The 22,167-nt window shown below is 64.6% G+C and carries 19 protein-coding genes; 8 read left to right on the forward strand and 11 right to left on the reverse strand.

Features of this window, described 5'->3' with window-relative positions; all coding sequences use genetic code 11:
• Positions 1-13 precede the first annotated feature (13 nt).
• From ACK4SV_RS11005 to gyrA, 3 genes are read right to left on the reverse strand one after another with little or no spacing between them, the layout of a single operon-like run.
• Positions 14-895, reverse strand: a complete 882-nt coding sequence (locus ACK4SV_RS11005; RefSeq protein WP_409917878.1) for a peptidylprolyl isomerase — start codon at positions 893-895, stop codon at positions 14-16.
• A complete protein-coding gene (gene coaD / locus ACK4SV_RS11010) occupies positions 892-1,389 on the reverse strand; it encodes a pantetheine-phosphate adenylyltransferase (RefSeq protein WP_409917879.1) in 498 nt (165 codons plus the stop codon). The genes ACK4SV_RS11005 and coaD overlap by 4 nt, the downstream gene beginning before the upstream one ends.
• Before the next feature lie 53 nt (positions 1,390-1,442).
• Positions 1,443-4,223: a DNA gyrase subunit A gene (gene gyrA / locus ACK4SV_RS11015; protein ID WP_409917880.1), complete on the reverse strand. Its 2,781-nt coding sequence runs from the start codon at positions 4,221-4,223 to the stop codon at positions 1,443-1,445.
• 176 nt (positions 4,224-4,399) lie between these two features.
• On the opposite strand from gyrA, the gene ACK4SV_RS11020 reads away from it, so the two are divergent.
• The gene (locus ACK4SV_RS11020) at positions 4,400-5,455 is read left to right on the forward strand and encodes a Kelch repeat-containing protein (protein ID WP_409917881.1); all 1,056 of its coding nucleotides are present in this window, start codon (positions 4,400-4,402) and stop codon (positions 5,453-5,455) included.
• Between the two features lie 114 nt (positions 5,456-5,569).
• Here the strand turns inward: ACK4SV_RS11020 and blaOXA are convergent, their stop codons facing one another.
• Positions 5,570-6,433 (reverse strand): OXA-1090 family carbapenem-hydrolyzing class D beta-lactamase, encoded by an 864-nt coding sequence (blaOXA, locus tag ACK4SV_RS11025; RefSeq protein WP_409917911.1) that lies wholly within the window; start codon positions 6,431-6,433, stop codon positions 5,570-5,572.
• A 16-nt stretch (positions 6,434-6,449) separates the two neighbouring features.
• Complete coding sequence (gene ssb, locus ACK4SV_RS11030) at positions 6,450-6,929, reverse strand: single-stranded DNA-binding protein (protein WP_409917882.1); 480 nt, start codon at positions 6,927-6,929, stop codon at positions 6,450-6,452.
• 227 nt (positions 6,930-7,156) lie between these two features.
• Here ssb and uvrA point away from each other — a divergent pair, with 227 nt between their 5' ends.
• The gene (gene uvrA, locus ACK4SV_RS11035; protein WP_409917883.1) at positions 7,157-10,138 is read left to right on the forward strand and encodes an excinuclease ABC subunit UvrA; all 2,982 of its coding nucleotides are present in this window, start codon (positions 7,157-7,159) and stop codon (positions 10,136-10,138) included.
• A 17-nt stretch (positions 10,139-10,155) separates the two neighbouring features.
• On the opposite strand, the gene ACK4SV_RS11040 is transcribed toward uvrA, so the two are convergent.
• The 3 genes from ACK4SV_RS11040 to ACK4SV_RS11050 are packed head-to-tail and all read right to left on the reverse strand — an operon-like array spanning position 10,156 to position 12,935.
• A complete protein-coding gene (locus ACK4SV_RS11040) occupies positions 10,156-11,091 on the reverse strand; it encodes a hypothetical protein (protein ID WP_409917884.1) in 936 nt (311 codons plus the stop codon).
• Between the two features lie 17 nt (positions 11,092-11,108).
• Positions 11,109-12,083, reverse strand: coding sequence for a hypothetical protein (locus ACK4SV_RS11045; RefSeq protein WP_409917885.1), 975 nt, complete (start codon positions 12,081-12,083; stop codon positions 11,109-11,111).
• Positions 12,084-12,116: 33 nt separating this feature from the next.
• Positions 12,117-12,935, reverse strand: a complete 819-nt coding sequence (locus ACK4SV_RS11050) for a hypothetical protein (protein WP_409917886.1) — start codon at positions 12,933-12,935, stop codon at positions 12,117-12,119.
• 111 nt (positions 12,936-13,046) lie between these two features.
• On the opposite strand from ACK4SV_RS11050, the gene trmFO reads away from it, so the two are divergent.
• Positions 13,047-14,450 carry a methylenetetrahydrofolate--tRNA-(uracil(54)-C(5))-methyltransferase (FADH(2)-oxidizing) TrmFO gene (gene trmFO, locus ACK4SV_RS11055; RefSeq protein WP_409917887.1) on the forward strand — a complete coding sequence of 468 codons (1,404 nt, stop codon included), beginning with the start codon at positions 13,047-13,049 and terminating at the stop codon, positions 14,448-14,450.
• 151 nt (positions 14,451-14,601) lie between these two features.
• Positions 14,602-15,489 carry a tRNA 2-thiocytidine(32) synthetase TtcA gene (ttcA, locus tag ACK4SV_RS11060; RefSeq protein WP_409917888.1) on the forward strand — a complete coding sequence of 296 codons (888 nt, stop codon included), beginning with the start codon at positions 14,602-14,604 and terminating at the stop codon, positions 15,487-15,489.
• 26 nt (positions 15,490-15,515) lie between these two features.
• Here the strand turns inward: ttcA and ACK4SV_RS11065 are convergent, their stop codons facing one another.
• Entirely contained in the window at positions 15,516-16,817 is a 1,302-nt protein-coding gene (locus tag ACK4SV_RS11065) for an MATE family efflux transporter (RefSeq protein WP_409917889.1), read from the reverse strand.
• Positions 16,818-17,011: 194 nt separating this feature from the next.
• On the opposite strand from ACK4SV_RS11065, the gene ACK4SV_RS11070 reads away from it, so the two are divergent.
• Positions 17,012-17,584 (forward strand): TetR/AcrR family transcriptional regulator, encoded by a 573-nt coding sequence (locus ACK4SV_RS11070; RefSeq protein ID WP_409917890.1) that lies wholly within the window; start codon positions 17,012-17,014, stop codon positions 17,582-17,584.
• 12 nt (positions 17,585-17,596) lie between these two features.
• The gene (locus ACK4SV_RS11075) at positions 17,597-18,493 is read left to right on the forward strand and encodes a phytanoyl-CoA dioxygenase family protein (RefSeq protein WP_409917891.1); all 897 of its coding nucleotides are present in this window, start codon (positions 17,597-17,599) and stop codon (positions 18,491-18,493) included.
• A gap of 69 nt (positions 18,494-18,562) precedes the next feature.
• Here ACK4SV_RS11075 and ACK4SV_RS11080 read toward each other — a convergent pair whose 3' ends face one another.
• A complete protein-coding gene (locus ACK4SV_RS11080; RefSeq protein ID WP_409917892.1) occupies positions 18,563-19,864 on the reverse strand; it encodes an acyl-CoA dehydrogenase family protein in 1,302 nt (433 codons plus the stop codon).
• Positions 19,865-19,993: 129 nt separating this feature from the next.
• Between ACK4SV_RS11080 and ACK4SV_RS11085 the strand changes: the two genes are divergently transcribed.
• Positions 19,994-20,740, forward strand: a complete 747-nt coding sequence (locus tag ACK4SV_RS11085; protein ID WP_409917893.1) for a TSUP family transporter — start codon at positions 19,994-19,996, stop codon at positions 20,738-20,740.
• A 4-nt stretch (positions 20,741-20,744) separates the two neighbouring features.
• Here ACK4SV_RS11085 and ACK4SV_RS11090 read toward each other — a convergent pair whose 3' ends face one another.
• The gene (locus tag ACK4SV_RS11090; RefSeq protein ID WP_409917894.1) at positions 20,745-21,041 is read right to left on the reverse strand and encodes a hypothetical protein; all 297 of its coding nucleotides are present in this window, start codon (positions 21,039-21,041) and stop codon (positions 20,745-20,747) included.
• A gap of 137 nt (positions 21,042-21,178) precedes the next feature.
• Between ACK4SV_RS11090 and ACK4SV_RS11095 the strand changes: the two genes are divergently transcribed.
• Positions 21,179-22,072: a LysR substrate-binding domain-containing protein gene (locus ACK4SV_RS11095; RefSeq protein WP_409917895.1), complete on the forward strand. Its 894-nt coding sequence runs from the start codon at positions 21,179-21,181 to the stop codon at positions 22,070-22,072.
• Positions 22,073-22,167: the final 95 nt, after the last annotated feature.

The following is a 22,167-nucleotide window of genomic DNA, read 5'->3' on the forward strand; positions in this document are numbered from 1 at the left end:
ACCTGCGGACACATCACTCGATAATAATGGCCGGCACCGGCGGCAGCGTACAGATGTCGGGTTCGCCCACAGCTTCGAGCTGCACCCGGAAGTCTTCGGAATCCGTGCGCATGACAAAGGCCCGCGGCCGCTGGCCGGCCGGTATGTCCGCCGCAATCTTCGCAGAATTGAGAATGTCCGGATTGGTCACTTCACCCGACATCGGATTCTGGCCGACCTTAATGGAATTCACGACATCCTGCCCGGACACGACCCGGCCCCAGGCCGTATACTGACGGTCCAGATGGGGCGAATGGCCCCGCATCAGGAAATATTGTCCGTTGGCGGAGTTCGGATCACTCGTCCGCGCGGTCGAAACAATGCCCGGGCAATGCGGGATATAGCTCTCAACCTTGCTGTCGCCCGACATTTCGGCAAAAAACGAGGCTTGGGTGCGCAGGGGAAAGCCAGCATAGAAGCCTGCAGGCGCCGTATCTTCCGGGCCGATGGTCGCTTCCAGGGGCATCACATCAACGTCCCGCCTGAACGTGAATTCGCCCGGCACGCTGGGCAGGCCGGACTCGCGGCCCTTCAGTGCAAAGATATCCCCGCCCTGCGCCATGAAGCCGTCGATCACGCGGTGATAGCTTGTGCCATCATAGTCACCGGAGCGGATGATGGTGGTGAAATGCTCCACATGGTTCGGCGCCACTTCGGGCAGCGCCTCGATCAGGATACGGCCTTTGGTCGTCTCGAAAACGATAAGCCGCTCTGCGGGCACTTCGCGCCACATGTCCGGCGCAGCGGCCGGGTCTGCCGGCGCTTCGAATGTCCAGGCCTTGCCGGCCGCCTCGGCGCAGGCCGGCAGGATCAGACCCGCCACCAAGGCACCCACCAGAACTCCGCGCAATCTCATTTCCGGTACTTCTCCAACAACGCCTGTTTCACCGCCGGCGTAACGAACGGCGTGATGTCGCCGCCGAGGCTCGCAATCTCTTTCACGAGGCGCGAGGCCACCGCCTGATGGCGAACATCGGCCATCAGGAAGACGGTTTCAATGTCGGGATTCAGTTGCTCGTTCATCGCTGTCATCTGGAATTCGTATTCGAAGTCCTGCACGGCGCGCAGGCCGCGCACGATGATCTGGGCGCCGCAGGCTTCGGCGAACTTCATCAGCAGGCCATGCATCGGCATCACCTTGATCTCGGCAAGGCCCGGCCCGTTCAGGCGCGCACACTCATAGCGCACCATTTCCACGCGCTCTTCCAGCGAGAAAAGCGGCTTCTTGGCCTCATTGATGGCAACGCCAATGATCAGCGTATCGACGAGCTTCATCGCCCGGCCGAATATATCGATATGGCCGATGGTCGGCGGATCGAACGTGCCCGGGTAAAGTCCGATACGGTGCATCATGCGCCTCCTCTCTCAAACATGACGAGAGCGTCCGCGCCGCACTGCAGCAATCAGCCCTCAGCCTTATCCATACTGCCTTCGCCGTCATCCACAAGCCGCGCCGCAGAGACAACCCGCTCGCCATCGGCCGTGCGCAGCACCCAGACGCCGCCCGTTGAGCGCCCGGCGATGCGGATCTGGTCGACCGGCGTGCGGATCAGCTGGCCGCCATCGGTGACCAGCATGACCTCATCGCCCTCCCCCACGGGAAAGGCCTGGGCCACGCGCTTGACCGGGCCATTCTTCTTGTCGCGGCCCCAGATATTCTGGGCGACAAGGCCTTTGCCGCCGCGCCCGGTGATCCGGTAATCATAGGCGGAGGAGCGCTTGCCCATGCCATCATCGGCCACGGTGAAGATGAACTCTTCGGCCGCGCCAAGCTCGGCGATCCGCTCCGGCGACAGGGCCGCCTCGGCGACGGGCTCGTCCTCGTCCTCGGAGATTTCCTCTTCCTCGCCGGTGGCTGCGCGGCGCATGGCCGCAGCGTGTTTGAGGTAAGCCCGCGCCTCTTCGGACGTGACGGTCATGTGGCGCAGGATGCCCATGGAAATCACGGTATCGTCCTCGCCAAGCCTGATACCGCGAACACCGGTCGAATCCCTGCCCGCGAACACACGCACATCGGTGACCGGGAAGCGGATGCACTGGCCGAGCGCGGTGGTCAGCAGCACATCATCCTTGTCCGAACAGATCTGGACCGAGACGATGCCATCGCCTTCGTCCAGCTTCATGGCGATCTTGCCGGCGCGGTTGACGCGCGTGAAGTCCGCCAGCCGGTTGCGCCGCACATTGCCGGAGCGGGTCGCAAACATCACATCGAGATTTTCCGCCGCCTCTTCGCTTTCCGGCAGGGGCATCACGCTTTCAATGCGCTCATCCGTGGCCAGAGGGAAAATATTGACCAGCGCCTTGCCACGCGAGGCCGGCCCGCCAATGGGCAGGCGCCACACCTTTTCCTTGTAGACCATGCCGGCGGAGGAGAAGAACAGGATCTCCGTATGCGTCGTGGCCGAGAAGACGCGTGTGATGAAATCCTCGTCCTTCATCGACATGCCGGAGCGGCCCTTCCCGCCCCGATTCTGCGTGCGGTAGGTCGACAGCGGCGTGCGTTTCACATAGCCGCCATGGGTCACCGTGACGACCATGTCCTCGACCTCGATGAGGTCTTCATCGTCCATGTCAACGCCGCCCTCGACGAATTGCGAGCGGCGCGGCACGGCAAATTTCTGTTTCACCTCGCCAAGCTCGGCCTTGATGATGCTGAGGATGCGGCTGCGCGAGCGCAGGATGTCAAGGTAATCCGCGATCTTCTCGGCAAGGCCGCGCGCCTCGTTTCCGATCTCGTCGCGGCCAAGACCGGTTAACCGGTGGAGCGGCAGGTTCAGGATGGAGCGGGCCTGCTCGTCGGAGAGATAGATCGTGTCCGGATCACCGCCGCGGCGCGTGCGCCGGTCTGCGATCAGGTCGATCAGCGGGCCCATATCCTGCTGCGGCCAGGCTTTTTCCAGCAGGCGCTCTCGCGCCGTCTGCGGATCGGGCGAAGTGCGGATGAGGCGGATGACCTCATCGATGTTGGCCACGGCCAGCGCGAGGCCGACGAGGACGTGCGCCCGGTCACGCGCCTTGCCAAGATCATGCTTCGTGCGCCGGACGATGACTTCCTCGCGGAAGGCAATGAAGCATTCGAGAACCTTGCGCAGGTTCATCAGCTCCGGCCGGCCACCATTCAGCGCCAGCATGTTGACCGCGAAGGAGCTCTGCAGCTGGCTGAACCGGTAGAGCTGGTTCAGCACCACATCTGAGCTTACATCGCGCTTCAGCTCGATCACCACGCGGATACCGTTACGGTCAGACTCGTCGCGCAGGTCCGAGATGCCCTCGATCTTCTTTTCACGGACGAGTTCGGCGATCTTGGTGATCATCGCCGCCTTGTTCACCTGATAGGGAATCTCGGTGACGATGATGGCCTCGCGACCATTCTTTGCCTGTTCGATTTCCGTCCTGGAGCGGATGATCACGCTGCCCCGCCCGGTCAGCAGCGCCTTGCGGCTGCCCGACAGGCCCATGATCAGCGCGCCGGTCGGAAAGTCCGGCCCCGGAACAATATCACACAGCGCTTCCTCGGTGATCGCCGGATCATCAATCAGCGCCAGCGTCGCATCGATCACCTCGCCCAGATTGTGCGGCGGGATATTGGTCGCCATGCCAACCGCGATCCCGCCGCCGCCATTGACCAGCAAGTTCGGAAACTGCGCCGGCAGCACGACCGGTTCGCGTTCCTTGCCGTCATAATTGTCCTGGAAGTCGACCGTGTCCTTGTCGATATCGGCGAGCAGATAGGTCGCCTCCTTCGTCATCCGGCTTTCGGTGTAACGCATGGCGGCGGGCGGATCATTGTCGATCGAGCCGAAATTGCCCTGCCCGTCGACCAGCGGCACACCCATGGAAAAAGGCTGCGCCATGCGCACCAGCGCGTCATAAACGGCACTGTCGCCGTGCGGGTGGTATTTGCCGATGACGTCGCCGACGATCCGCGCGGATTTCGAATAGGGCTTGTCCGGCGTGTTGCCGCCCTCATTCATCGCAAACAGAATGCGCCGGTGCACCGGCTTCAGCCCGTCGCGCACATCCGGCAGCGCGCGGCTGACGATGACGCTCATCGCATAGTCGAGATAGGAGGATTTCAACTCCGCCTCGATCGAAATCGGCTCGATGCCATCCTGCGGCGGGGGTGCGCCGGCGCCATTTTCCGGGGTTTCCGGCTCGTCCGGAGGGGTGGTCGGATCGCTCATGGAAAGGCCTTCTGGGTGTTTCGGGCGACGTGCGGAAAAACTGTGTCCGAATCGCCAATTTACTGGCTTTCACCCTAGCAGCCGTGCCCGAGCGCCGCTACCGTCCAGGCTCCGGTTTTTGCAGTGATTTCCGGGCATCCGGCCCCGGCTGGGCCTCATCTGATCGGGAGGGTAACATGCAGAATTCATTGAAGTTTCATCCCAGCCGGCGCGAGGCGTGCCTCGGCCTTGGCGCCGCCCTTGCTGCCGCCGCCTGCGCCGCGCCGGAAAGCCTCCTCGCAAATGGCCCGGAGCCCGCCCCGAAAGGTTGGTCGATGGGGGATCCGCTGCCTTTCCCGGTGCAGGAAATCTATCCATGCCTGCATGATGGCGCGATCCACCTCGCCGGCGGCTTCATCGCCGAAGCCGGCCGCATCACCGGGCCGACCGCCGCCCATCATGTCTGGCGCCCCGATGGCCGCTGCTGGCAGCCCGCCCCGGCCCTGCCGGCGGCCCGCCACCATCCGCACCTGATCAGCTTCGCGGGGCGCCTGTTTGTCATCGGGGGCTTTGAATCCCCGTCCGCCGAGGCGATCTGGCAGGCTCAGTCCACCGGATGGATTCTGGATGAGGCCTCCGGCAACTGGCAGGCTGCGCCGGAATTGCCGGCCCGCAGCGCCGAGGCCGTCCTGCTCGTCGGCGGCACGGGGCTGATGCATTTCATGGGCGGACGCTCCCCTGCTGGCGAGAGCAATGCCAGCTGGCAGGACCAGACCGACCAGACGCATCATTTCGTGCTCGACGCCACGGATGGGCGCTGGCGGGAGGCCGCCCCCTGCCCGACGGCGCGCAATTCCGCCTCCGGCGCAGTCATCGATGGCCGGCTCCACATCGTCGGCGGGCGCAGCGTGGCGGGTGGCAACACCGCCGTCCATGAAGTTTACGATCCGGCCGAAGACCGCTGGCGGGACGCCGCCCCGATGCCGCAGGCGCAAGGCGGCCTCGCCGCAGCAGAACTCGGCGGCAAGCTCTACGCCTTCGGGGGCGAATTCTTCAATGATGGCGGCGGGGTCTATCCCGAAGCCTGGGTCTATGATCCGGCCACCGACAGCTGGGCCGCCATCGCCCCCATGCCCCACCCCCGCCACGGCCTCGGCGCCGTGACGCTGGACGGCGCCATCCACGTCATCGGCGGCGCGCTGAAAGTCGGCGGCAATGAAACGAGCGAGATTGTGGAGATTTATCGGGGGTGAGCGTGGTGCACTTCGGCCTTTGGCCTCACTGCACCCTACAGTTTCGGGACGCTCGTAGGGTGCAGCGACACCGGCTCAAGCCGGTGGAGGTGCACCACCCCGAACCCTGAAAAATCAAGGCATCGCCCCGATCTCCCGCAGCGCGCGTTCGACCGCCGCGCGGCGCCTCGGCGCTTCTTCCATGCCGCCGGGCATGTCCATATTGAGGGCGAAGGTGTAGGTGCCGGGGGCCTCGCCACCCGCCTGTTCCAGCCAGCCGACAAACCAGCCGATATCCGTCTGGCCGGGCACGCTTTTCCAGCCGGTCTTGCCATAGAGCGTCCAGCCCTCCCCTTCCGCGAGCACCATCAGCGGCAGGGCAAGCTCATAAGTGCGCGCCGAAAGCGGCAGGGTGCGCCGGGCGAGCCGCGACAGGAACGCCACCTGCTCGGACGCCGAAATCGCCAGCGGGCCTTCCAGCCAGTAGCGTGTGATCTGGCCGGGCCCGCCAATGTCGGCGTTGCCGTAATCGAACGCGGCAAGGCCTTCGCGGAGGCGCTCCGCCCCGATGCGCGGCACGACGATCTGGTAGATCCAGACGGTCGAGCGCTGGAAGGCGGCGGCGAAATCCTGATCTTCGTTCCAGCTGGCGGCGAAGCGTGTCTCGCCGTCCCATTCAAACCGCTCCTCCGGGCCGGTCACGGCGCCGGTTTCCAGCGCCAGCAGCGCATGAGGAATCTTCGAGGTGGAAGCCGGCGTGAAGCGTTCGCGGATGCGCGCCCCGCCGCTCGCCCACAGCTTTTCATCCTCCAGCCGGTAGATCACCAGCGCCGACCGCGCAGGATTTACGCCCTCGGCCAGCAGCGCCTGCTCCAGCGGATCCTTCACCGGCGCCGGAACGCAGCAGACAGGGCTCGCGCAGGCCGCCAGCAGCAGGGCCGCCGCCGCCATCAACCCGGCCAGAACGCCTTGTTTGTGAACGGCGATGGCGCGGCCCATACCCATCCTGAGACCCCTAGAACGGGATCTCGTCGTCGAGGTCCTGGTTGAAGGTCTCTTTCGGCCCGCTCATCTGCTGGCGCCCGCCGCCGCCGGAATAGCCGGTTTCGCGCCCGCCGCCGGCTCCTGCGCCGCCGCCTTCGCCGCGCCCGTCAAGCATCACAAGGCTGGCGTCATAGCCCTGCAGCACGATTTCGGTCGTGTATCGGTCATTGCCGTCCTTGTCCTGCCATTTGCGGGTCTGCAGCTTGCCTTCGAGATAGACCTTGGAGCCTTTCTTCAGATAGCTCTGCGCCACCTTGATCAGGCCTTCGGAGAAGATTGCCACGGCGTGCCACTCGGTCTTCTCCCGGCGCTCGCCGGTCGCCTTGTCCCGCCAGGTCTCTGACGTCGCAATGCGCAGGTTGCACACCTGCCCGCCATTCTGGAACTGCCGCACTTCCGGATCGGCTCCGAGATTGCCGATCAGGATCACCTTGTTGACTGAACCCGCCATGAGGGCCCTCCGCGCTGAAAATCTGTTTCGAATTCGATTCGAGTTGTTCTACCCTGCCCGGCAGGCGATGTCGCCTGACGCCGGATGAATTCCACCGCCCGCCGCCCCCCGAAATACAGTTGACTCCAATCGTTCACATTTTGTTCTTGTCGTCAAGACAGACTCGCGCCACACATATAGAAACTTCCGCGTCTCCTCCCTCCCGATCCCGATAGCGACCCTCTCTCATGGCCGAATCCCCCTTCATTCGCGTGCGCGGTGCCAAGGAACACAATCTCAAGAATATCGACGTGGATATCCCGCGCGGCCAGCTGGTGGTGATGACCGGCCTGTCGGGCTCGGGCAAATCCTCGCTGGCTTTTGACACGATCTATGCCGAGGGCCAGCGGCGCTATGTGGAGTCGCTGTCGGCCTATGCGCGCCAGTTCCTGGAGCTGATGCAGAAGCCGGATGTGGAGAGTATCGAGGGTCTCTCGCCCGCAATCTCCATTGAGCAGAAGACGACCAGCCGCAATCCGCGCTCGACCGTCGGCACGGTCACCGAGATCTATGACTATATGCGCCTCCTCTGGGCGCGGGCGGGCATTCCCTATTCGCCCGCCACCGGCCTGCCGATCGAGAGCCAGACGGTCAGCCAGATGGTCGACAGGACGATGGCGCTCGAAGAAGGCACGCGGCTTTACCTGCTCGCCCCCATCGTGCGCGGGCGCAAGGGCGAATACCGCAAGGAATTCGCCGAGCTGCTGAAGAACGGCTACCAGCGCGTGAAGGTGAACGGCGAGTTCCATGAGCTGGAAGACCCGCCGAAGCTCGACAAGAAATTCAAGCATGACATCGATGTGGTGGTCGACCGGATCGTCGTGCGCGCCGGCATGGAGCAGCGCCTCGCCGAAAGTTTCGAGACCGCGCTCGGTCTCGCGCAGGGCATCGCGGTCGCCGAATATGCCGACATCGCACCGGGCGAAACCGAGCCGAAGCGCATCACCTTCAGCGCCAATTTCGCCTGCCCCGTCTCCGGCTTTTCCATTCCGGAGATCGAGCCGCGGCTCTTCTCCTTCAACAATCCGTTCGGCGCCTGCCCGTCCTGTGATGGCCTTGGCGAACAGTTGAAGATCGACCCGGCCCTCGTCGTGCCGGACAAGGACCTTGACCTCCTGAACGGTGCCATCGCGCCCTGGGCGAAGTCCACCTCGCCTTATCAGACGCAGACCTTGCAGGCGCTGTCGGCCCATTACCGGTTCGATCTCGGCAAGCCGTGGAACAAGTTGCCGGAGAAAGTCCACGACATCATCCTCTATGGAACCGGGGAGGAGGAAATCCAGTTCGTCTATGATGACGGGATGCGTAGCTACAAGGTCAAGAAGACCTTCGAAGGCGTGATCCCCAATCTCGACCGGCGCTACCGCGAAACGGACTCGGCCTGGGTGCGCGAGGAGATCGGCAAGTTCCAGTCCGCTGCGCCGTGTCCGGATTGTGGCGGCAAGCGGCTGAAACCGCAGGCCCTCGCGGTGAAAATTGCGGGCCTGGATATTTCGCAGGCGGGCGAATTCTCCATCCGCAAGGCGGGCGACTGGTTTGCCGGCGTGCACACATCCCTGACCAAACAGCAGAACGAGATCGCCGGGCGGATCCTGAAGGAGATCAATGACCGGCTGGTCTTCCTCAATGATGTGGGCCTTGAATACCTGACGCTGAACCGCGCCTCGGGCACACTCTCCGGCGGGGAAAGCCAGCGCATCCGGCTCGCCAGCCAGATTGGCTCCGGCCTGACCGGCGTGCTCTATGTGCTGGACGAGCCGTCCATCGGCCTGCACCAACGCGACAATGAGCGGCTTCTGGAAACCCTGAAACGGCTGCGCGACCTTGGAAACTCCGTGATCGTCGTGGAGCATGACGAGGACGCGATCCTCACTGCCGACCACGTCATCGATATGGGCCCGGCGGCCGGCGTCCATGGCGGGAAGATCATCGCCGAAGGCACGCCGGAAGAGGTGATCTCGAACCCGAAAAGTCTGACGGCGGACTATCTCAATGGCACGCGCGAGATCGCCATTCCCAAGCGCCGCCCGGTGGTGAAAGGCTCGCGCCGCATCACGCTGAAAGGCGCGACCGGCAACAACCTCAAGAATGTCACCGCCTCGATCCCGCTTGCCACCTTCACGGCCATCACCGGCGTCTCGGGCGGGGGCAAGTCCACGCTGATCATCGAAACGCTCTACAAGGCGCTCGCCCGCAAGCTGAATGGCGCGTCGGATGCGCCCTCGCCTTATGAAAGCATCGAGGGGCTGCAGCATCTCGACAAGGTCATCGACATCGACCAGTCGCCGATTGGCCGTACGCCGCGCTCCAACCCCGCCACCTACACCGGCGCCTTCGGGCCGATCCGCGACTGGTTCGCCGGCCTGCCGGAGGCCAAGGCGCGCGGCTATGCGCCGGGCCGGTTCAGCTTCAACGTCAAGGGCGGGCGCTGCGAGGCGTGCCAGGGCGACGGCGTCATCAAGATCGAGATGCACTTCCTGCCCGATGTCTACGTCACCTGCGAGACCTGCAAGGGCAAGCGCTATAACCGCGAGACGCTGGAGGTCCTGTTCAAGGGCAAGTCGATTGCTGATGTGCTGGACATGACGGTGGAGGATGCGGCGAAATTCTTCTCCGCCGTGCCGGCGATTGCCTCGAAGCTCGACACGCTGAACCAGGTCGGCCTCGGCTATATCAAGGTCGGCCAGCAGGCCACCACGCTGTCAGGCGGCGAAGCGCAGCGCGTGAAGCTCGCCAAGGAACTGTCAAAACGCGCAACCGGCCGTACACTGTATATCCTCGACGAGCCGACGACGGGCCTGCATTTCGAGGATGTGAGGAAGCTCTTGGAAGTGCTGCATGAACTCGTCGATGCGGGCAACACAGTGGTCGTGATCGAGCACAATCTGGATGTCGTGAAGACGGCTGACTGGGTGCTCGACCTTGGCCCCGAGGGCGGGGATGGCGGCGGCAGGCTGGTGGCCGAAGGCACGCCGGAAGACATCGCGGTGATCCCGGAAAGCTGGACCGGCCGCTTCCTGGCCGAAACCTTCCGCCGGCAGGACGAACGCCGCGCCGCCCGCAACAAGCGCGAAAAGGCGGCGGCCCGAACGGCTGACGCAAAAGGCGCCGAGAAGCCAAAAGCCAAACCCGCCGCCCGCAAGACCAAGGCCGGCGCAGGCGCCAAATAGGCGCCCCGCCCCGGCCGTTAGCTGAACGCGCCAGGCACGCCTTCCTCGCCGATCCAGTTCGGGTCTGTCTTTGCCGCCAGCGCGGCAGGGCCGGCAAAAACATGGGTTATCACTGCGCCGGCAAAACTCAGCGCGATCAGGGCAATCCCCATCGGAACCCAGAATCCAGGCTGCCCGATTGCGGCGAGGATCGTGCCGGCATTCGCCCCGTCCCCCGTCGCGGCGGGGCCGAGTAGCAAAATCGCCATCACGAGCATCACAAACATCGCGGCGAAGTAGAGAATTGTGATCATCGCGGCGAGCGCGAGATAGCTGAGGAAAAGCGGCGTCGCGCAGACCTTCGTCGCAGACCAGGCCTCGAAAAAGCGGATATTCTGGTCACGGATGGTCAGCGCGCTGGCCGGAGAGAGACGGGCGAACACCCAGACCATCCCGGCCCCGAACACCAGTGTCGCGACCAGCGCCAGCCCGCTGCCCGCCGTTATCCCGCCGATCAGCGCGCCGATCCCGAACGACACAAAAATCGCAATCACCCCGGCAATCGACGCGCCCATGATCAGCGCAAACCAGATCAGACCGACCACCGCCAGGCGCCCCTCATCCGCGCCGAGGCGAAGCCTGAATCCCTCCCAGCGGATATAGCGGCGCTGGCTCGCTCCCTCGAACACGACCCAGACCAGGAAACCCAGCGGCATCAACAGCAAAGACGCCAGGTTCGACTGGCCGCTCACATCTTCGAGGTCGTCCAGATAGGGTGTGAAATCGCCTCCCCCATCGACAAAAGCCCGCAGATAGAGGGCGTAGACTTCGCTTTGCGTAAAGAGGCCGACAAGCTGCATCGCCATCGAGCCGGCCACATAGGCAGCCGCGAAAACCAGCAGAGAGCCGCGCGGTGACGGCGTCCAGAAGGCGTGCGTGAGCGCGTTAGAAATCGTGAAAGGGCGCATGTCCATCTTCGGTCTCCGATGGGTCAGTGGAAGGCTTGGATCCGGCCGAGATCATCCACGCTGCCGGCCGGATCATTGCGCGCCGCCAGCGCCGCCGGCGCGCTCACGCCATGCTGGATGACGCCCTGCACGAACAGGACGACGAACATGTAGATCGCCAGCGGCACAAGGAAGCCCGGCGATGCCAGGATGGCGAAGACCTCAGCCGGTGTTTCCGGCTCGGTCGAGATCACGCCTGCAAAGACGGGCACCATCATCAACTGGGCGGTGATCTGGACAATCTGGAAAAGGACCCCGCCGCCAAGGACAAGGATCACATACGCCATCAGGATCGGCCAGAACCGCCCGCGCGAGACAGCCCAGGCCTCAAAGAACCGGATTCGCCCGTCCTTCACCGTCAGGCCGAAACAGGGCGCCAGGCGCGTCGCCACAAACACATAGAGCGGAAACAGCAGGAGCACCAGGAAACTCACCACCAGGGATGATCCGATTATCCCAATTGGCAAGGTGTCATCCTGCGCGCCTTGAAGGTAAGTCCGAAGCGCGCCAAGGAGGCCGCCGACAATCAAGAACGCCGGCAGCGCATAGATCACCAGGCCGATCAGCCCCCAGAGTAAGCCGACCACCATGATGCGCGCCTCGTCCGCGCCGAAGCCAAGCGAGAAGGGCTTGCCCCAGATATAGCGCCGCTGCGAGGCCGTCTCGAACATCGCCCACAGCACCCAGGTGGCCACCCCGCCGATCAGGCCGACCGGCAGCAGCGAGACGACGGCATTCCTCAGGATAATGGCCACCTGATCCGGCCTCGGATCCGTTGAAAGGGTGGCCACTGCCGAAACCCAGCCGGACAACGCCGGCCAGCCGATCACCGCGATGATCGTGAACACGGCCATGAAACTGGCCGCATAAGCCGCGCCGAAGGCCCAGGGAAAGGTGTTGAAATGCGGCGCAGCGAAAGGATAGGCGAGCGCCCGCTCGAAAGTGAACCCGGAGGACATGGCAGGGGGCTCCGCGAAAGCTGAGGCACAGCCCTAGCTGGAACCGTCCGCCTCATCAATCGGCGCCGATTCTTCCGGCCTCAGCCGCTCAAAAGCTGCCGCCGCGAGCCCATGCCCGGCCAGCAGGAAGGGCGCAAACAGCAGGATGCCCGCCATGCCCGCCAGGAAATGCCCCGTCAGCGTATCCGGCAGCGCCGCCTGCAGGGCGAAATTGGCAGCAAGGCCGGCCAGGAACGGCATCACATGTGTGAAGGAGCTGACCACGCCAAGGGCCAGCACATTGCCCCGCGTCCAGCGCCAGGTGCGGAATACCATCGCCTCGCCCCGCGCCGCTGTGGCCGCGCCAAACACGGTCAGCCGCAGCGCCGACCAGCCGAGGAAGGCCGCGCCCACTGCGGCCACCGCCAGATATGCCGCGCCATAGGCCGTGCCCAGCATTGCCACGAACGCCTCCTGCACCTGTTCGGGCGGGGAATCCTTGTCGATCGCGTATTGTCCCGCCGCCTCGATCAGGATGCCCGGCAGGATCAGCAGGAAAAATCCGACGAAGAAGCCCATGAACAGGAAGGCCACATAGACGGCCAGGTTCGCATGGGCGAGCGGCATGTAAGCGCCCGCTGCGCCATGGCCCAGCGCCGCATAGATCCGGCGCGACAGCTCCACCCCGGCGGCGAAACTCGCGATTGCCCCGGCCAGCGGCAACCAGAGACCATAATCCGAATACAGCCCTGCCGCATAGATCCCGCCCGCCAGCGCAAACAGCAGCAGCCAGGGATAAACGGCGCCCATCGCCTGCAGCCCCCGGCGCCAGCTTTCAGCCGCAACGGGCAGGATTTCGATACGCCGGGTCATTCTTCAGGCTCGCTCGGGGTCTGGAAACTGTGCCCGCGAGACTTAGGCCGCGCGCCCCCGCTCCGCAAACGCCATCTTGACGCGCCGCGGGCCGGGGCTCATTTGCCCCCTATGACCCTGAAACCTGTTCATTTGATCGGCGGCGGCATGGCCGGCTCCGAAGCCGCCTGGCAGATCGCCTCCGCCGGCGTTCCCGTCATCCTGCACGAAATGCGGGGCGTGCGCGGGACTCATGCCCACCATACCGACAAGCTGGCCGAGCTTGTCTGTTCCAATTCCTTCCGTTCGGATGACCACACCTCCAACGCCGTCGGCGTGATCCATGAGGAAATGCGCCGCGCCGGCGGCCTCATCATCACTACCGCAAGGGACCATCAGGTGCCCGCCGGCAGCGCGCTGGCGGTCGACCGGGAGGGCTTCTCGGAGGCCGTGACGGCGAAGCTCGAAGCCCATCCGCTGGTCACCATCCTGCGCGAGGAGATCGCCGGCATCCCGCCGGAGGAGTGGGACAGCGTGATCGTCGCGACCGGTCCGCTCACCTCGATTGCCCTCGCCGAAGCGATCCGCGCGCATACGGGCGAGGCCGATCTCGCCTTCTTCGATGCCATCGCCCCCATCGTCTATTTCGACTCGATTGATATGACCAAGGCCTGGCGCCAGAGCCGCTATGACAAGGCCGGCCCCTCAGGCGACACGGCGGCCTATATCAATTGTCCGATGACGGAGGAACAGTATAACACCTTCCTCGATGCGCTGCTGGCGGCCCCCAAGACCGAGTTCCGAGACTGGGAAAAGGACACGCCGTATTTCGAGGGCTGCCTGCCCATCGAAGTGATGGCCGAGCGGGGGCGCGAGACGCTGCGCTTTGGCCCGATGAAGCCCGTTGGCCTCACCAATCCGCATAACCCCACCGTGAAAGCCCACGCCATCGTCCAGCTGCGGCAGGACAATGCGCTGGGCACGCTGTGGAACATGGTCGGCTTCCAGACCAAGCTCAAATATGCGGCGCAGACGGATATTTTCCGGATGATCCCTGGCCTCGAGAATGCAGAATTCGCGCGCCTCGGCGGCATCCACCGGAACACTTTCCTCAACTCCCCCAAACTGCTCGACAACCAGCTCCGCATGAAGACGATGCCGCGCCTGCGCTTTGCCGGGCAGGTGACGGGCGTGGAGGGCTATGTGGAGAGCGCCGCAATGGGCCTGCTCGCCGGCCGCCTCGCCGCCGCCGAACGCCTCGGCCGCCGCCTCGAACCTCCGCCGCCAACCACAGCCATCGGCGCCCTCGTCAACCACATCACTGGCGGGCACTTGAGCGAAGGCCAGACCTTCCAGCCGATGAATGTCAATTTCGGCCTCTTCCCGGACATCACCGATTATCCGAAGACGGATGAGACTGGCAAACGCCTCCGCGGCAAGGACAAGGGCCGGGCGAAGAAGCGGGCACAGGCGGTTCGGGCGCTGGCAGATTTTGACGGGTGGCTCGAAAGACAGGCCCTCGCCCCGGCCAATTAAGCGTGTCATCCCGGACACCGCGCAGCGGTGATCCGGGACCAGCTCTCCAAGCGCGCTGCACCAACAAGGTCACGGATAATTGCTGCGCGATGTCCGGGATGACACGGAAGGGGGCCTTGCCGCACACCCCGCCTCATGGCACAGCCCTTCCATGCCCGACACCGCCCTCTCCCCTGTCCTGCCGCTGTTTGCGAACACGCCGTCGAGCGTCAGCTTCAAGAAGCTGAGGAAGCGCCTCGTGCGGGGCGCGCAGGAGGTGATTCACGATTATGGCCTCGTCGACCGGCGCGCGATTGAGACCGGCGAAAAGCCCCGCCCGAAATGGCTGGTCTGTCTTTCCGGCGGCAAGGATTCCTATGGACTCCTCGCCGTGCTGCTCGACCTTCAATGGCAGGGCGCGCTTCCCGTTGATCTTCTCGCCTGCAATCTCGATCAGGGCCAGCCGGGCTTTCCGAAACATATCCTGCCAGACTGGCTGGCGAAGAATGGTGTTCCGTACAGGATCATTACCGAGGACACCTATTCCATCGTGACGGAAAAGGTGCCGGAGGGACGGACCTATTGCTCGATGTGTTCGCGCCTGCGCCGGGGCATTCTTTACCGCGTGGCGCGGGAGGAGGGCTGCGAGGCGATCGTGCTCGGCCATCACCGCGATGATGCGCTTGCCACTTTCATGATGAACCTCATCCATGGCGGCCGCCTCGCCGCGATGCCGGCAAAGCTGCTGAACGACGAGGGCGATGTGCAGGTCTTCCGTCCCCTGATCACTGCCGCTGAAGATGATCTCGCGAAATTTGCCGAGGCGATGGAATTCCCCATCATCCCCTGCAATCTCTGCGGCAGCCAGGACGGGCTTCAGCGCGTCGCCATGAAACAGCTTCTGGATGAATGGGAGCGCAAGAAGCCCGGCACGCGGCAGGTCATGGCCCGCGCCCTCGCCAATGTGCGGCCGAGCCATCTGCATGACGCCCGCATCTTCGACTTCGCCAGCCTCGCCATCGGCGGCCAGGGCGAAGACGATCCCAACGTGCCATTCTGATCGGGTTGCCTGATCAGGTTGGCTGATCAGGCCGGGGCCAGCCGCCCCATCAGGCGCGGCCAGTAAAGCGCAAGCGCCCCGGCGCGGTAGGCATAGCCGAGCAGGAACGCCGCCCAGACGCCTGTATTGCCAAACGGCGCGGCAAACAGAACATCCGTGAACAGATAAGCGATCATCGCGAGGAGACCCGCATTGCGCACGGCCTCGCCCTGCGTGGTACCGAGGAACAGCCCGTCCATCTGCCAGGTGGCGACGCCGATCAGCGGCACCGCCGCGCACCAGGGCAGATAGGCGAGCGCGGCGTCCCGTGCGGCGGGATCAAGAATAAAGGCATGGATCACCGCCCCGCCGCCCAGCCAGAACAGGAGCGAAAAGACGATGCGGCAGGCCACGGCCAGTTCGCTGGTGATCCGCATGGCGCGCAGCAGCCGGGCGCGGTCGCGTGCGCCATAGGCGGCGCCCGCCTCCTTCTCCGCCACGAAGGCAAACGCATCCAGCACGAAGGCGGAGACCGCGATGAACTGCAGAAGCACCTGGTTGCCCGCCAGCGTCGCCGTGCCCTGCCGGGCGCCGGAATTGACGAACCATGCGAACATGAACAGCATCGCCAGTGTACGGATCATGATGTCGCGATTGGCATTGAACATTGCTGCGAGGCGCGCCCGGTCGAAAACGCGGGCGCCGGGGGCGAGGCCCGCGCGGACGCAGTAAAGCCCGAAGGCGAGCGCTGCCCATTCGGCAATCGCCGTGCCCGCCCCGATGCCCGCCGGCCCCCAGTCCAGCAGCGCCACAAAGGCCCAGTCGAGCCCGGCATTGACCCCGTTCATGACAATCTGCACCGCCAGCAACGCGCGCGTGCTCCCGGTGCCGATCAGCCAGCCGGTGACGCCATAGACCATCAGCGCGGCGGGCGCCCCCCAGATCCGCGCGAAGAAATAGGCAGCCGCCTCTTCCTCCACCTCCGCCTCGGCCTGGAACAGCTCCAGCGCTGCCCAGGAGAGGACGGGAAACAGGATCAGGATTGCAAGGCCTAGCCAGCCGCCCAGCATCAGCGCGCGCTTCAGGATGGCATTCGCCTCCGGCCCGTCGCCCGCCCCGCCGGCCTGAGCAGTGAGGCCGGTTGTTGCCATACGGAGGAAGCCGAAGCCCCAATAGAGGAAGCTGAACACAACCGCCGCGAGGCCCACCGCAGCCAGCTCGGCGGCTGTGCCATAGCGGCCCATCACTGCGGTATCGACGATGCCGGTCGTCGCTGTCGCCATCTGCGCCAGCATGATCGGCCAGGCAAGCGCGAGGGCGCGGGTGCGGGTGAGCGGGGCGGGTGTCATGCGCGCAGGCGTTAGCGGCTTTTGCGCCGCCGGGAAATGTGGCGCGCAAACACCGCCGCCCAACCCGCTCCCACAGGTTCCACAGGTCTCGTGGGTTTCGCAGGTCCCGGTCGCCCTGTCCGCTTACTCTCCCCACCCGCGCTTGCCCTCAAATCCTGCTTGACTCGCCCCAGAATTTTTTTATTATCACCGTTATGCCAAAAATAGTCGATCATGAAGAACGCCGCCGCGCCATCGCCAGCGCCGCTGTCGATACGATTGCCGAGCATGGGCTGGAAGGCGCGCGCCTTGCCGACATCGCCCGTGCTGCAGGGGTCACGACCGGCGCCATCGCGCATTTCTTTCCCGACAAGGACGCCGTCCTTGCGGCTGCGCTGGAGGAAGTGTGCACACGGCTGATGCTGCATATCGGCCCGCCGGAAGGGCTCCCCTCTTTCGAGGACATCGCGGAGACGCTGCCGCTCTGCGATGAGAGCCGCCGGGAATGGCGCGTCTGGCTCGCTTATTGGGGCCGCGCGCCCTATTCCGAAAAGCTGCGGCAGATCCACACCCAGTATTATCTCGATATCGAGACCGCGCTTGCCGACCAGCTCGCCCGCCTGACGGATGCCCCGCGCGACCTTGCCGCCGCCATCATTGCGGCCATCGACGGTATCGGCACGCGGGCCACGCTGGAGCCGGAATGCTGGCCGCCTGAGCGCCAGCGCGCCATGCTGAAACTGATGCTCAGCCCCCTGATCGATCCCCTCCAGCTGCCTGACACGTGAAGGAGACCTGCCATGCCTGCCCTGCGCCACCTGCCGGCAACCGCCACGCCGGAAGACGTGCTTGCCATCATTGCCGCGGACGCTGCCGTCATCATCGACGGGCTGATGGAGCCGGCCCTGCTCGACCGCGTACGGACGGAGCTGGCGCCGTATATCGAGGCAACGCCCGTTGGCCAGGATGATTTCACCGGCCATCTGACGACGCGCACCGGCGCGCTGGTCGCCCGCTCGCCCGCCTGCCGGGAACTTGTGATGCACCCGCTCATCCTCGGCGCGACGGAAAAATTCCTCGCGCCCTTTTGTGAGCGGTTCCAGCTGCACGTCACGCAGGTCATCCGCATCAAGCCAGGTCAAGACGCGCAGGTGCTGCACCGCGACCGGCTCGCCTGGGGCGGATATGTGCCCCGCGCAATCGAACCGCAGCTCAACATGATCTGGGCCCTGACGGATTTCACCCGTGAGAACGGCGCCACCCGCGTTGTCCCCGGCAGCCATTTGTGGGAAGACGGCCGCACCGCTGAAGAAGACGAAATCACCTATGCCGAAATGAAGGCCGGCTCTGTCATCATCTATACAGGTTCGGTGATCCATTCCGGCGGCGCGAATGTATCGGACGGCGACCGGGCCGGCATCAACATCACCTATTCCCTCGGCTGGCTGCGGCAGGAGGAGAACCAATACCTCTCCTGCCCGCCGGAAGTCGCAGCCACTTTGCCGGCGGAGCTTCAGCGGCTGATCGGCTATTCCATGGGCAGCTATGCGCTGGGCTATTTCAGTCCGCCCCTGCCGCCCGGCGCCGGCCCGGAGGTTGTCCCGCCTGAAACGCTGTTCACGGGCGAGGTCAGGGGCTGGGGGGATGATCTCTACGCCCGCGTCTCCGCCCGCGCCGCGCAATCGGCCGGAGCCTGAATGCGCGGATGAAAAAAGCCCTCCCGAAACCGGGAGGGCTTTTATCTTTCTACGGACGATACCGCGCGCCTACTTCCGCCAGATCGCCGCAAGAGACGGGTCTTCGACGCCGCCTTCATACTTGCGCAGTTCATGCCGCCCGACGACCATGTGGTGCACTTCGTCCGGGCCGTCTGCGAGGCGCAGGGTGCGCTGGTTGGCATACATCCGGGCGAGCGGGGTCCATTGCGAAACACCAGTGGCGCCGTGGATCTGGATCGCCTGGTCGATGATCTGGCAGACGCGCTCTGGCACCATGGCTTTCACCATCGAAATCCAGACGCGGGCTTCCTTGTTACCCAGCACGTCCATCGCCTTGGCGGCTTTCAGCACCATCAGGCGCATCGCCTCAATCTCGATCCGCGCGCGGCTGACGATCTCGGTATTGCCGCCAAGCTTGATCAACTGACGGCCGAACGCCTCCCGGCTGAGACCACGAATGCACATCAGGTCAAGCGCTTTCTCAGCCGCGCCGAGCGAGCGCATGCAATGATGGATCCGGCCCGGGCCAAGGCGAAGCTGCGAGATTTCAAAGCCGCGGCCTTCGCCGAGCAGCATGTTGTCCTTCGGCACACGGACATTTTCAAAACGCAGGTGCATGTGGCCATGCGGCGCGTCGGGGTCCCCGAACACATGCATCGGGCCGACGATCGTCACACCCGGATGCGGCAGCGGCACGAGGATTTGCGATTGTTGGCGGTTCACGTCCGGGCCGTTATTGGTCTTCACCATGCAGATCATGATCTTGCAGCGCGGATCGCCGGCGCCGGAGATGTAGAACTTCTCGCCGTTCAGAACCCACTCATCGCCTTCCAGAACAGCGCTCATCGAGACGTTCTTGGCATCCGAAGACGCCATGCCCGGCTCGGTCATCACATAGGCCGAGCGGATCTTGCCCTCGAGCAGCGGCTTCAGCCACTGTTCCTTCTGGGCGGGCGTGCCAACGCGCTCGAGCACTTCCATATTGCCGGTGTCAGGCGCCGAGCAGTTCATCGATTCAGACGCCAGCGGGCATTTGCCAAGCTCGGCGGCGATATAAGCATAGTCGAGATTCTTCAGGCCCTCGCCGGTTTCGGCGTCGGGCAGGAAGAAGTTCCACAGGCCCTGCTTCTTCGCCTCGTCCTTGGCCTTCTCCAGTGCTTCCAGCTGGCCGGGCGCATAGGACCAGATGTCCTTCTTGCCTTCACCAAGGCGCTCGAACTCCTCATACATCGGCTCGACGACGTCGCGGATGAACACTTTCACATGCTCGTACAGCGGCCGCGCGCCTTCCGACATGCGCAGGTCATTCAGCTCATCATAGGCGTCGGGGGTTCTCTGGGTGTCAGCCATGGCTATGGTCCTCTCCTGAAGCGGTCTTCGTAGTCAGATTTTGGGTATCAAAGTAACTGAGGCGGCCCCCCGCGCGCAAACCCTTTCGGGCCCTCGTGACGCGACGGGAATTGCGCTAGAGCCCGGCTTATGGCGCCACTCTCTACCCTCGTGATTCTGTCGGCCGTGCTGGTCACGGCCTTCATTTCCGGCATCTTCGGCCTTGCGGGCGGGTTGATCCTGATGGCGGTGCTGACCGCCCTCCTGCCGCTGGCCACGGCGATGATCGTGCACGGCGCGGTGCAGATGGTCTCCAACGGCTACCGCGCCTTCCGCCTGCGCCGGCACATCCACTGGCCGGTCCTCGCGCGTTACGCCCTCGGCGCAGCGATTGCGGCCGCCCTGCTCTTCCCGCTTGCCTGGCGGCCGGACAGGCAGGCCGTTTACCTGCTCATCAGCTCGATTGCGATTTTCGTATGGATCCCTCGCAGCTGGGCGGAATTCGATGCCAGAAAGCCCTTCCAGGCCGAAATTGCCGGCCTCCTTGCCCAGAGCCTCAGCATGCTCGCCGGAATTGCCGGGCCGCTGGTGCAGCTCTTCTTCGTGCGCACCGATCTCTCCCGTCAGGCCATCGTCTCGACCGAGGCGACGACCCAGACCCTGTCGCACCTTGTTAAGATTGCCTTCTGGAGCGTGCCGGTGGTGGCCGCTGCGGGCTGGAGCGCCATGCCGCCCCTGTGGCTGCTCGCCGCCGCGATCCCGCTGTCGATGCTGGGCACGACGCTCGGCGGCAAGGTGCTCGACGCCATGTCCGACGTGAACTTCAAGGCGTGGATGAAATGGCTGGTCACCGCAGTCTGCGGCGTCATGCTGATGCGCGCCGCAGGCTGGCTGTAACATCTCAGCGCCGGGCGATGCCCGTACCCGCGGGCGCCAGCGAGGCGAACCGGAAGGGGCGGGCAGTGCCCGGCTGGCTGGGATAGGTCGCCGGTGCTTTCGCCTCAGGCCGGGCGCGGCGGGCCGCTTCCAGCGCCTTCTGGCGGGCATCGCGCTCTTCCCGCTCGCGCCGCGAGGCGACGGCCAGCTGGTCCAGTGCGTGAATGATATCATCCTCCAGCGGCCGGTCAGCGCCTGCGTCCTTGCGGACGGCGTGGAAATGCTGACGGAAGGGGCGGGAGAGCTTGTGGGCAGGTGACATGGCTTTCCTCCGGGTTATGTCTTCTTTTTTTTGAGACTATTTCACACGGCGTACTATTCGGCTACTTTATCCCGTGAAGACTACACATCACTGATGCGAATGTATTGTGCGAAGTGATACAGAATGGGACACCTGCCATGAACCTGCGGTCCCTGGACCTGAACCTGCTGCCTGTTCTTGAGGCAATCTATGCCGAGCGCAGCCTGACCCGGGCGAGCGAGACGCTGCATATCACCCAGCCTGCCGTCTCCAACGCCCTCTCCCGCCTGCGGGTGCATTTCGAGGATCCGCTTTTCGTGCGCGACGGGCGGGGCGTGAAGCCGACCGCCATGGCCGAAGCGATGATGCCCGCCGTGCGCGACGCGCTGGACCGGCTACGCGCCGGCCTCGAGCCGCGCTCGGTGTTCGAGCCGTCACGCTCGACAAGGATGTTCAACATCTCGGCGCGCGATGCCAGCGCCTTCGTCTTCGCCCCGCGTCTTGGCCGCAAGCTCCAGATGGAGGCTCCGGGTGTGCGCCTGTCCTGGAGCCAGCTGACCCGCAGCGCCGTAATCGCAGAGCTCGCTTCCGGCCGGCTGGACCTTGCCCTCGACACGCCCGACCTGCGCGGCCAGGACCTTGAGCGTATGGACCTGCCGGCCGCGCCCTATGTCTGCGTCATGTCGCCGGATCATCCGATGGCGGACGCGCCCCTGACCGCAGACGTGTTCTTCTCCCTGCGCCACATCGCGGTGTCCAGCCGCCGCGAGGGCCGCAGCTTCGTGGAGGAAGTGGCCCGCAGCACCGGCGCGCGGATCGTGCCCGTGATGCGCCTGCCCCATCATCTCCCGGCGCTCGAAGTCGTCCGCTGGACCGATTGCGCAATGATCCTGCCCCTGCCGCTGGCCGAAGATACCGGCCTTGTGCTCAAGCCCCTGCCTGTCGACTTACCGCCGCCGGGCAGCGCGCTTTACTGGCACCGGGAACAGACGGGCGACCCCGCCCTCAGCTGGCTGCGCGGGCTCATCGGCGCCATCGCTGCCGGACGCTGATGCCGAAAGCGGCGTTCCGAAAAGTGGGAACCGGTTTTCGGGAAAACGCCGCGACAATTCAAAGACCTCGAACATCGGGATGGTTCAGGGAACCA

This window comes from Hyphomonas sp. (assembly GCF_046313735.1).
GTDB lineage: Bacteria > Pseudomonadota > Alphaproteobacteria > Caulobacterales > Hyphomonadaceae > Hyphomonas.